This is a genomic window from Streptomyces sp. CAI-85, from assembly GCF_013363615.1.
In the GTDB taxonomy this organism is placed as follows: Bacteria; Actinomycetota; Actinomycetes; order Streptomycetales; family Streptomycetaceae; genus Streptomyces; species Streptomyces antibioticus_B.
The window spans coordinates 117,930-129,689 of record NZ_JAANNX010000005.1 but is presented as its reverse complement, the minus strand read 5'-3'; the positions used below and the strand labels follow the sequence as shown (position 1 = coordinate 129,689).

General features: G+C 72.6%; 8 protein-coding genes. 4 read left to right on the top strand and 4 right to left on the bottom strand.

What is annotated here, in order from left to right; all coding sequences use genetic code 11:
* Position 1 precedes the first annotated feature (1 nt).
* Positions 2–808 carry an endonuclease I family protein gene (locus G6W55_RS09445; RefSeq protein WP_175520345.1) on the bottom strand — a complete coding sequence of 269 codons (807 nt, stop codon included), beginning with the start codon at positions 806–808 and terminating at the stop codon, positions 2–4.
* 223 nt (positions 809–1,031) lie between these two features.
* On the opposite strand from G6W55_RS09445, the gene G6W55_RS09440 reads away from it, so the two are divergent.
* From G6W55_RS09440 to G6W55_RS09425, 4 genes are all read left to right on the top strand, one after another.
* Entirely contained in the window at positions 1,032–1,886 is an 855-nt protein-coding gene (locus G6W55_RS09440; protein WP_078633571.1) for a serine hydrolase, read from the top strand.
* Between the two features lie 123 nt (positions 1,887–2,009).
* Positions 2,010–5,768, top strand: coding sequence for an ABC transporter ATP-binding protein (locus G6W55_RS09435; protein WP_175520344.1), 3,759 nt, complete (start codon positions 2,010–2,012; stop codon positions 5,766–5,768).
* Positions 5,769–5,921: 153 nt separating this feature from the next.
* Positions 5,922–6,314, top strand: a complete 393-nt coding sequence (locus G6W55_RS09430) for a hypothetical protein (RefSeq protein ID WP_175520343.1) — start codon at positions 5,922–5,924, stop codon at positions 6,312–6,314.
* 125 nt (positions 6,315–6,439) lie between these two features.
* Positions 6,440–7,852: a S28 family serine protease gene (locus G6W55_RS09425; RefSeq protein ID WP_175520342.1), complete on the top strand. Its 1,413-nt coding sequence runs from the start codon at positions 6,440–6,442 to the stop codon at positions 7,850–7,852.
* A gap of 18 nt (positions 7,853–7,870) precedes the next feature.
* Here the strand turns inward: G6W55_RS09425 and G6W55_RS09420 are convergent, their stop codons facing one another.
* From G6W55_RS09420 to G6W55_RS09410, 3 genes are all read right to left on the bottom strand, one after another.
* Positions 7,871–8,470 carry a hypothetical protein gene (locus G6W55_RS09420; RefSeq protein WP_175520341.1) on the bottom strand — a complete coding sequence of 200 codons (600 nt, stop codon included), beginning with the start codon at positions 8,468–8,470 and terminating at the stop codon, positions 7,871–7,873.
* 99 nt (positions 8,471–8,569) lie between these two features.
* Positions 8,570–10,390: a glycoside hydrolase family 3 protein gene (locus tag G6W55_RS09415; protein ID WP_175520340.1), complete on the bottom strand. Its 1,821-nt coding sequence runs from the start codon at positions 10,388–10,390 to the stop codon at positions 8,570–8,572.
* Positions 10,391–10,827: 437 nt separating this feature from the next.
* A complete protein-coding gene (locus G6W55_RS09410; protein WP_175520339.1) occupies positions 10,828–11,742 on the bottom strand; it encodes a LysR family transcriptional regulator in 915 nt (304 codons plus the stop codon).
* Positions 11,743–11,760 lie beyond the last annotated feature (18 nt).

Below are 11,760 nucleotides of genomic sequence, written 5' to 3'. Positions count from 1 at the left end.
GTCACCAGATCGCCTCGACCCACTCCGGGTGGTCGATGAACGGGTTGCGGTTGTGCTGGTAGGTGTCGTAGATGACCTGGTTGCGGCGTTCCTCGAAGGCGCTCGGCGGGTCCTGCTCGTTCCATGCCTTGAGGACCGAGAGCTTGCCGATGTACGGATTGCTGCCGTTGTTGACCTTCTCGTTGGGCTCCAGGTCGGCGAACCCGTCGCCGCCGTCGTAGCGGACGGCCATGTAGAGGATCATGCGCGCCACGTCGCCCTTGTCGGCGTCGCGGGGCTCGAACGAGTCCGAGTCGACCTTGCTGCCGCCGCCGTTGGTGACGGAGCTGCCGCCGTTGTCGAAGTCCAGGTTGCCGCGGATGCTGTTGACCTGGACGTCGGCGGGGCGGAGGTGGTGCAGATCGGTGCCGGGGCCGGTCGCCTCGCCGAAGTCGCCGTGCGACTTGGCCCAGGTGTGCTCGCGGTTCCAGTCGCCGACGTCACCGCCGTTGAGGGACTTGCTGCGGGAGACACCGCTGTACAGCAGGATCACGTTGCCGCTGTTGTTCGGGTCCTGGTCGGTGGCCTTGAGGGCGTTCCAGACGGCGGAGTACGAGATCTTCGTCTGGGTGCTGATGATCGTGTGGAGGGACGACTTGAGGCTGGTGCCGGTCTTTCCGACCGCGTTCTTGTAGTACGTCGAGTCGTAGGCGGTGGTGGTCGCCGCGGCGGGGGTCGCGGTGAGCGCGGGGGCGGCGAGGCCGATGAGGAGGGCGGCGGTGGCGAGCGCCACCGGCCGGCATCGTCGCATGCGTGTTGTCGCCGACATGTGGGGGTCCCATCTACGCGGGTTGAAGGGAGGCGGCAACGCGAGAGTGGCATGAACATGCGGACGCGTCCATGGCTCGAACATGACTATTGGATGACGGGAAACGGCAATCCGTGCGTTGTCCACGCGAGTCGGTCGCGGAGCCGGCCGCGGGCGTCGGCGCGTGACGACGCGCACGGAATTTTCGTACAACCATTCCCACGAACTGGTGCGTCACCTTGGCATGACTCACCGGACTTCACGACGCAGAAGAGGACTGGTCGCCACCGCTCTCGGCACCGGCGTCCTCATCACCGGCGTGGCCACCGCCGCGCCCGCCTCGGCGGCCACACCCACGGTCACCTGTACGTCGAGCAAGGCGGCCCTGGCCACCAAGCTGAAGAAGGACATCACCGCCGCCCTGGCCAACCGCAAGGGCACGGTCGCGGTCGGCCTCTACGACCGCACGACGAACACCACCTGCACCCTGCGCGCCTCCACCGCCTACGACTCGGCGAGCGTGGTCAAGGTCACCGTCCTCGGCGCACTGCTGTGGGACGCGCAGAAGACGAACCGCGCGCTGACCAGCCGCGAGAAGACGCTCGCCACCGCCATGATCACCAAGTCGGACAACGCCTCCACCTCCACCCTGTGGAAGCAGCTCGGCATGACGAAGATCAAGGGCTTCCTCACGGCCGCGAAGATGACCCAGACCAAGCCGGGCGCGAACAACTACTGGGGCCTGACCCAGATCACCGTGACCGACGAGCAGAAGCTGCTCAAGCTGATCACCGCGAAGAACACGGTCCTCACCGACGCCTCACGCACCTACATCCGCACCCTGATGGCCAAGGTCGTCTCCACCCAGCGCTGGGGCACCCCCTACGGCCGCCCCGCCGGCGTCTCCTGGCACGTCAAGAACGGCTGGCTCTCCCGCGCCACCCACGGCTGGCGCGTCCACAGCGTCGGCACCTTCAAGAGCACCGCCCACGACTACACGATCACGGTCCTCACCCACGGCAACAGCACGATGGACTACGGCATCACGACGATCCAGACGGTCTCGAAGACCATCCACAAGGACCTGGCGGCGTCCTGACGAGGAACGCCGCCGACGTGGATCGTGGCCCCGCCGCCCCCGTCATTTGTGAACGCGGGATGAAATCCCCTCCCCGCCGCGTTGGTGCCTTGCGGTAGATCAGGATGACGTGGAGGCGTGGGCGTGAGTGGTGGACGGGGTCAGGGGTGGGCTCGGCGGCTTGCGGGGTATGCGTGGCGGTATCCCAAGGACGTCGTGCTCGCGCTGGGGTCCTCGCTCGCCGGGATGGCCGTCATGGCGCTGGTGCCGCTGGTCACCAAGGTGATCATCGATGATGTGGTCGGGGAGCACACCAGGGACATGGCGCCCTGGGCCGGGGCCCTGATCGGGGCGGCCGTGTTCGTGTACGGGTTCACCTATGTGCGCCGGTACTACGGCGGGCGGCTCGCGCTCGGGGTGCAGCACGATCTGCGGACCGAGATGTACGGGACGATCACCCGGCTCGACGGGCGGCGGCAGGACGAGCTGTCCACCGGGCAGGTCGTCGGGCGGGCGACCAGTGACCTCCAGCTCATCCAGGGGCTGCTCTTCATGCTCCCGATGACCATCGGGAACCTCGCCCTGTTCGTGATCTCCCTGGTCGTGATGGCCTGGCTGTCCGTGCCGCTCACCCTGGTCGCGCTCGCCGTCGCCCCCGCCCTGTGGTGGATCGCCCGCCGCAGCCGCCGCAGACTGCACCCCGCCACCTGGTACGCGCAGGCGCAGGCGGCCGCCGTCGCGGGCGTGGTCGACGGGTCCGTGACCGGCGTGCGCGTGGTGAAGGGCTTCGGGCAGGAGGAGCAGGAGGCCGGCAAGCTCCGGGACGTCGGCCGCCGGCTCTTCGCCGGGCGGCTGCGCACGATCCGGCTGAACGCCCGCTACACCCCCGCCCTCCAGGCCGTCCCCGCCCTCGGCCAGGTCGCGATGCTGGCGCTGGGCGGCTGGCTGGCCGTCCGCGGGCACATCACCCTCGGCACGTTCGTCGCGTTCTCCACCTACCTCGCCCAGCTCGTCGGCCCGGTCCGGATGCTGGCCGTGGTCCTCACCGTCGGCCAGCAGGCCCGCGCCGGCACCGAACGCGTCCTGGAGCTGATCGACACCGAACCGTCGATGACCGACGGCACCCGCGAGCTGCCGGCCGACGCGCCCGCCTCCGTCGAGTTCGACGACGTCTCCTTCGGCTACGACAGCGACCGCCCCGTCCTCGACGGCCTCAGCTTCGAGATCCGCCCCGGCGAGACCCTCGCGGTCGTCGGCTCCTCCGGCTCCGGCAAGTCCACCGTCTCCCTGCTGCTGCCCCGCTTCTACGACGTCGGCCGCGGCGCCGTCCTGGTCGGCGGCCACGACGTCCGCGACCTCACCCTCGACTCGCTGCGCGCCGCGATCGGCCTGGTCCCCGAGGACTCCTTCCTCTTCTCCGACACGGTCCGCGCCAACATCGCCTACGGCCGTCCCGACGCCACCGACGCCCAGATCGAGGCCGCCGCCCGCGCCGCCCAGGCCGACCGGTTCATCGCCGAGCTGCCCGCCGGGTACGACACCAAGGTCGGCGAGCACGGCCTGACCCTGTCCGGCGGCCAGCGCCAGCGCGTCGCCCTGGCCCGCGCGATCCTCACCGACCCCCGGCTGCTGGTCCTGGACGACGCGACCTCCGCCGTGGACGCCGCCGTCGAGCACGAGATCCACGAGGCGCTCCGCCAGGTCATGCGCGGCCGCACCACCCTCCTCATCGCCCACCGCCGCTCCACCCTCAACCTCGCCGACCGGATCGCCGTCCTCGACGCGGGCCGGCTCGCCGACCTCGGCACCCACGAGGAGCTCCAGGAGCGCTCGGCGCTGTACCGCAGGCTGCTCACCGACCCCGACGAGCTGGGCGGCGTCTCACCCGGCCACACCCGCCCCGCGACGGCCGCCGACGACACGACCGTACGGGAGGAGCTGGACGCCGAGTTCGACGCCGAGCGCGGCATCACGCCCCGGCTGTGGGCGGGGGAGCGGACGCCCCGGGACGCCGCGAAGGACGGCATGCCGGCCACCCCGGAGCTGCTCGCCGAGGTCGAGGCGCTGCCGCCCGCGACCGACGTCCCGGAAGTCGACGAGGCCCGCGCCGTCACCCCCGAGGACTCCTACGGTCTGCGCCGGCTGCTGCGGGGCTTCGGCCCGCCGCTGCTGATCAGCCTGGGCCTGGTCGCCGTGGACGCCGGGTCGGGACTCTTCCTGCCGGTGCTGATCCGGCACGGCATCGACCAGGGCGTCACCCAGGCCGCCCTGGGCGCCGTCTGGGCGGCCTCGCTGCTCGGCCTGCTCACGGTGGTGGTGCAGTGGGCGGCGCAGACCGGTGAGACCCGGATGACCGGCCGCACCGGCGAACGGATCCTCTACGCGCTGCGGCTGAAGATCTTCGCCCAGCTCCAGCGGCTCGGCCTCGACTACTACGAGCGCGAGCTGACCGGCCGGATCATGACGCGGATGACGACGGACGTGGACGCGCTGTCGACGTTCCTCCAGACCGGCCTGGTCACCGCGTTCGTCTCGGTCGTCACCTTCTTCGGGATCATGGTCGCCCTGCTGGTGATCGACGTCGAGCTGGCCCTCGTCGTCTTCGCGACGCTGCCGCCGCTGATCGTCGCCACCTACTTCTTCCGCCGGGCCAGCGTGAAGGCGTACGAGCTGGCCCGCGAGCGGGTGTCGGTGGTCAACGCCGACCTCCAGGAGTCGGTGGCCGGGCTGCGGATCGTGCAGGCGTTCCGCCGGGAGCGGGACGGCGGGGCGCGGTTCGCGGAGCGCAGCGACAGTTACCGCCGGGCGCGGATCCGCGGCCAGTGGCTGATCTCGGTCTACTTCCCGTTCGTCCAGTTCCTGTCGTCGGTGGCGGCGGCCGCCGTGCTGATCGCGGGCGCGGGCCGGGTGGACGCGGCCACGCTGACCACCGGCGCGCTGGTGGCGTACCTGCTCTACATCGACCTGTTCTTCGCGCCCGTGCAGCAGCTCTCCCAGGTCTTCGACGGCTACCAGCAGGCGACCGTCTCGCTGGGCCGCATCCAGGAACTGCTGCGGGAGCCGACCTCCACCCGGAGCGCCGACCGGCCGCTGGAAGTGCTCTCGCTGCGCGGCGAGATCGCCTTCGAGGACGTCCGGTTCGCCTACGGCGCCGAGGACGCCCCCGGTGCCGAAAAGGCCCACGCTCCCGAGGAGGCCCTCGGCGGTGTCACCCTGCGCGTCCCCGCCGGCCAGACGGTCGCGTTCGTCGGCGAGACCGGCGCCGGCAAGTCGACCCTGGTCAAGCTGGTCGCCCGGTTCTACGACCCCACCGAGGGCCGGGTCACCGTCGACGGCACCGATCTGCGCGCCCTGGACCTCACCTCGTACCGGCACCGGCTGGGCGTGGTCCCGCAGGAGGCGTACCTCTTCCCGGGCACCGTGCGCGACGCGATCGCCTACGGCCGCCCGGAGGCCACCGACGCCGAGGTGGAGGCGGCGGCACGGGCGGTCGGCGCCCACGAGATGATCGCCACGCTGGACGGCGGCTATCTGCACGAGGTCGCCGAGCGCGGCCGCAACCTCTCGGCCGGGCAGCGCCAGCTCATCGCGCTGGCCCGCGCCGAACTGGTCGACCCCGACGTGCTGCTCCTCGACGAGGCGACGGCGGCCCTGGACCTGGCCACCGAGGCACAGGTCAACCAGGCCACCGACCGGCTCGCGGGGCGCCGTACGACCCTGGTGGTCGCGCACCGGCTGACCACGGCGGCCCGCGCGGACCGGGTGGTCGTCATGGACCACGGCCGGGTCGCCGAGGACGGCACCCACGACGAACTCCTCGCCCTCGACGGCCGCTACGCCCGTCTGTGGCGCACCTTCATCGGCGCGGGCGAGCCGGAGGAGCCCGTCGGGGCGGCCCGCTGACGAGCCGCCGCCCCCGGCCGCCGACGGGCGCGCAATCACCCGATCGGTGACGACCGCGCAACCATCGGACATACGTCGTGCGTCCGTACATCAGTACGGCGAATGACTGTGAACCGACGGTGCGCGTCGGGGGTACGGGGAGGGGCGGGGCCCGTGGTGACAGGTGCGCTACGGCGGTGGGCGGCGGCGCTGCCCGTCGCGCTGGTCGTCGCCGTCCTGCTCGGTCTCCTGGCGCCGGGCACCGCCCAGGCCGCGCCCGGGTCCTGCGACGGCATGCGCAAGGTCCGGACGGTCTCCTTCCGCAACGGTTCCGTGCAGGTCTACAAGACCGGCGGCCGGGTCTGCGCCCGCACCGTCGCCAAGCACCCCGGCGGACAGCGCAGGATCACCGTGAGTGTGCAGGCGCGCGGGCATGTTGCGGTCAAGAAGGGGCGCAGGCACACGGCGAGTTCACCGTCCGTGCAGATCTACGCCGGCCGCCGCTGTGTGTGGGTGAAGGGCTGGGTCGGGCGCGATTCGGGCAGTTCGGGATGGATCCTCTGCTGACCACCCGCCCGGCGGGCCCCGCGCCACGCCGTTGACTCAACCCCCTCTGGTGTGACGGGTGTTGCTCCGATAGCTTCCGGCGCACATATGTTCCACATATTTCCACAGGGGAAGGGTGCACGCGCATGCGCAAGGCGCTCAGATGGCTGCTCGCGCTCACGGTGCTCATAGGCACACTGAGCACGGCGGGGGCGGCGACCGCCTCCCCCATGCCGGAGGCCGACATCAAGGACCGGCTGCTCGCGATACCGGGCGTGAGCCTGATCCAGGAGAAGCCGTACACCGGTTACCGCTTCTTCGTCCTGAACTTCACCCAGCCGGTCGACCACCGGCACCCGTCCAAGGGCACGTTCCAGCAGCGGATCACCGTGCTGCACAAGGACGTCAGCCGCCCCACGGTGTTCTACACCGGCGGCTACAGCGTCTCCACCAACCCCGGCCGCCGTGAACCCACCCAGATCGTGGACGGCAACCAGGTCTCCATGGAGTACCGCTACTTCACCCCGTCGCGGCCCGAACCGGCCGACTGGTCCAAGCTCGACATCTGGCAGGCCGCCAGCGACCAGCACCGCATCTTCACGGCCCTGAAGAAGATCTACGACAAGAACTGGATCTCCACCGGCGGCTCCAAGGGCGGCATGACGGCCACCTACTACGAGCGTTTCTACCCCAAGGACATGGACGGCGTCGTCGCGTACGTCGCCCCCAACGACGTGGTGAACGACGAGGATTCGGCCTACGACCGCTTCTTCCGCAGCGTCGGCACCAAGGAGTGCCGCGACCGGCTGAACGCCGTACAGCGCGAGGCGCTGGTGCGCCGGGAGCCGCTGGAGAAGAAGTACGCCGACTACGCGGCCGCGGAGGGCTACACCTTCGACACCATCGGCAGCCTGGACCGCGCCTACGAGGCCGTCGTCCTCGACTACGTCTGGGGCTTCTGGCAGTACAGCCTGCTCTCCGACTGCGGCACGATCCCGGCGGACGCCAAGAACGCGACCGACGACGAGATCTGGACCTCCATCGACACGATCTCCGGGTTCTCCTTCTACACCGACCAGGGCCTGGCCCCGTACACGCCGTACTACTACCAGGCCGGCACCCAACTGGGCGCCCCCACCATCCACTTCCCGCACATCGAGAAGAAGTACGTCCGCTACGGCTACCAGCCGCCGCGCAACTTCGTCCCCCGCGACATCTCCATGAAGTTCCAGCGCGGCGCGATGCGCGACGTCGACACCTGGGTGAAGCACAACGCCCGGCACATGCTCTTCGTCTACGGCCAGAACGACCCGTGGGGCGCCGAACCCTTCCGGCTCGGCAAGGGCGCCAAGGACTCCTACGTCTTCACGGCACCCGGCATGAACCACGGCGCGAACGTCGCCGGACTGGTCGCCGACCAGAAGGAGCTGGCCACCGCCCGCATCCTGGAGTGGGCCGGCGTCTCCGCCACCGCCGTCGCGCAGGCGAAGCCGCTGGCGCGGTTCGACGCGAAGCTGGACGTCCGGGACGTGGAGCGCGAGCCCGCGCTGCGCCCGTGACACCGTGCTGAGGGACGGTCAGACCGGCCGCGCGCATCCCACCGGAGCCGCGCCGCCGAGCTGGACGTAGAGGGCCGTGGACGCCGGGCACTTCGCCCGCGCGGCCACGGCCCGCACCACTTCGTACTGCGGCCGGTGCGCCCCGGACCCGTCGCACGCGGTCTCGCGCACCTGCCCGCCGCCCACGTCGTAGACACAGTCGCCGACCGTGGTGCGCGGTCCGCCGCCCTCGCCCGGGTCGCCGGGGTGCGGGGGCTGGAGGTTGCGCATACAGGCGTAGCCCTCGCGCACCGCCCTCGCCGGGGCGGTCTGTTCGCCGATGTGGAGCACGAAGTCGGTGGTCGGCGGGCACGGCGGCCCCGTCCCGGACGCCCCGTCGTGCCGGGCCACGACCCGGGCCGCCGCCCGCTCCCCGTCGCAGGGCACCTCGGTGTACCGGGTCGTCCCGAACGAACTGCACTCACCGGCCCCGAGGAACACCGCCCCGAAACCGGAACCCGCGGGGGTCGTGGCGGTGTCCGGGGCGGAGCCGGCGGGAGCCTGGCACCCGGCCAGGAGCAGCAGCAGCGCGCACAGCGCCGTCCCCGTGACCCCCGACGACGATCGTCCGCAGCGCATTCCGTTCCCCCACCGCACCGAGCCCCCGACCAGCGTGACCCCGGGGAGCGGGGCACGCCAGCCGGGCGGGCCGCTTTGCGCGCGGTGCGGGGATCGCGGTCAGCGGGCGGCGTATCCCGGATACGTCAGCCCGTGCCCGACCGGGTACAGCACCTGCTCCGGGTCGTCGGCCCGCCGCACCGGCACCGGCAGCCGTCCGCGCGGCGCCGCCGTCCCCGCGATCACCCGTGCGGCGGCGCGGAGTTCGACGTCGGTCCAGGAGTACGCCGCCAGGAAGGCGTGCACGCCGGGCAGTTGGGCCACGTCGTACGGATTGCGCACCGCGACCGCGACCACCGGCCGCCCCGTCGCGACGAGTTGCTCCACCAGCGTGCGCTGCGGGCTGTCCGCGGTGACGTTGTACGTCGCCACGACCACCGCGTCGGCGCCGGACGCGGCTCTCACCGCCCGCTCGACCGCCTCGGCCGTCGGGGCGGTGCCGGTGGACAGGGCGGTCGCCGTGAACCCCAGCCCGGTGAAGGCGTCCGCGAGCACGGTGGTGGGCGGGCCCGTGGTGCCGGAGGGGGAGGCCGGATCGGCGCCGACGACCAGCAGACGGCGGTGGGTGCGCGGCGCGAGCGGCAGCGTCGGACCCTTATTGACCAGCACAGTCGTGGTCGCCTCGGCGATCCGGTCGGCCGCCGCCCGATGCGTACGCCGGCCCACCACTCGGGCAACGGCGGCGGGATCGGTGTACGGCTCGTCGAGCAGCCCGAGCCGCTCCTTGAGCCGCAGGATCCGCAGCACCGCCGAGTCGAGCCGCTCCTCGGCGAGTTCCCCGTCCCGTACGGCGTCCAGGACGGCGTTCCAGGCGACGGCGAGGTCCGGCGGGTCGAGGAGCTGGTCCACGCCCGCCTTCAGCGCGAGCACCGGCACCCGCTCGTCGCCGTACTTGGTGCGCACGCCCGCCATGCCGAGGGCGTCGGTGACCACCACCCCGTCGTAGCCGAGCTGTTCGCGCAGCACGCCGGTGACGATCGGGCGGGAGAGGGTGGCCGGGTCGCCGGAGGGGTCGAGGGACGGGAACAGCAGATGCCCGGTCATGACGGAGTCGACCCCGGCCGCGATCGCCTCCCGGAACGGGACGGCGTCCAGCCGCTCCCACTCCGCCCGGCTGTGGGTGATGACCGGGAAGCCGGTGTGGCTGTCCACGGCGGTGTCGCCGTGCCCGGGGAAGTGCTTGGCGGTCGCCGCCACCCCGGACGCCTGGTAGCCGCGCACCTCGGCGGCGGCCAGGCGCGCGGCGGCCGCCGGGTCGGCGCCGAACGAGCGCACGCCGATCACCGGGTTGGCCGGGTTCACGTTGACGTCGGCCACGGGGGAGTAGTTCTGCCGGACGCCCATGGCGCGCAGCTCCCGCCCGGCGATCCGGCCGAGCTGCCGCGCGTCCGCCCGCGAACCGCCGGCGCCGAGGGCCATGGCACCGGGGAAGAGCGTCGCGGGCGCGCCCACCCGGCAGACGATGCCGTGCTCCTGGTCGGTGGAGATCAGCACCGGCAGCCCGCGCGGCAGCGCCAGGGAGGCCCGCTGGATGCCGTCGGACAGCTCGGCGATCTGGCGCGGGTCACGGGTGTTGTGCGCCCAGGTGAAGTAGATGATCCCGCCGACCCGGTACCGGGCGACCAGCTCGGCGGCCGTCCGCACGCCCATCTCCGCGAGGTTGGCGTCGACGTCGGTCTGGTCGGGGGCGGTCGCGGAGTGCCCGTAGACCCGGGCGACGAAGACCTGCCCGACCTTCTCCTCCAGGGTCATGGCGGTGAGGAGGGCGCGTGCGCGGCGGTCGTCCGCGCGGGCCGCTCCGCCGACGGCGAGGGCCGCGGTGACCCCGGCGGTGGCGGCGAGGACGGCGCGTCGGGGGAGGGCGGCGCGGTGTGGGGGCACGTGCGGGCTCCTTCCGGAGGGGGTCCGGTGGCGCACGGTACCCGGTGCGGGGGCGGCATCGGGGTATTGGCGGGGCTGCGGTCGGGGTACGGGTGGGACCCGCCCTCGACGCCGTAGGGGGCATGGGCGGGGCCGCCACCGGCGCAGGGAGGGGGGCGCGCCGATGGCGGCGGGGGCCGCCGGGCGCGGTGCGGCGGAGAGGGTGGGTCAGCGATCGCAGCCAGCAGCGAGGGCCGACACCGCACCGCGGTGACTCGTTCCGACAGCTCGCGGGTTGGACGAGCGGGACGGGGACCGGGTTCCCGGTCCGGGCGGATTCCCGGAAGGTGGTGACGGGGGTGACCGGTGAGGCGGGTGGGGTGCCCTTCTCGGGGGACCGGCTCGGGGAATCGGCTCGGGGACCGGCCAGGAGGATCCGCTCGGGGACCGGCGAGGTGTCAGGGAGCGGCGGCCGTCACTCTCGGCCACTGTTCCCGCAGCACCCGTACTGTCTCCGTGATCGACGGACGGCCCGCCGCGCCCGTGCGCCACAAGGCGTACAGGCGGCGGACCGGGGCCGGGTCGAGGGGGACCTCCACGACCCCCGCGGGGAGGGGGCCGCGGCCCAGGCGGGGGATGAGGCCGATGCCCAGGCCGGCGGCGACCAGGGCGACCAGGGTGGGGTTCTCGTCGGCCTGGTGGACGATGTCCGGCTCGTGCCCGGCCGTACGCAGGGTCCGTACCAGCCAGTCGTGGCAGACCCGCCCCGGGGGCTGGCACACCCACCGCTCGCCGCCCAGCTCCTCCCGCCGTACGGACGTCCGCCCGGCGAAGGCGTGCGCCTCGGGGACCAGCAGGGTGCACGGGTCGTCCCCGATGACCGCCTGCTCGACGCCCGGCGGCACCGGCAGCGGCGCGATGTCCCAGTCGTGCGCCACGGCCAGGTCCAGCGCGCCCCGGGCGACCAGTCCGACCGACAGATGCGGGTCGACCTCCGTCAGACGGGCGTCGAGGCCCGGATGCCGCCGGGCGAGGTCGGCGAGGACGGCCGGCATCAGACCCCGCGCCGCCGACGCGAACGCGGCCACCGTCAGCCGGCCCGCCGGCACCCCGCGCCGCTCCTCGAGGGCGGTCTCCGCCCGCTCCACGAGCGACAGCAACTGCTCCGCCGTGTCGACCAGTTGGAGCGCCTCCGCGGTGAGCCGCACCCCGCGTCCCTCGCGTTCGAGCAGGACCGTCCTGGTCTCCCGCTCCAGCTTGGCGATCTGCTGGGAGACGGCGGACGGCGTGTAGCCGAGCGCGGCGGCGGCCGCCCCGACCGTGCCGTGGACGGAGACGGCGTGCAGGGCGCGCAGCCGCTGGAGATCGAGCACGGGACCCACCTTCGTTCA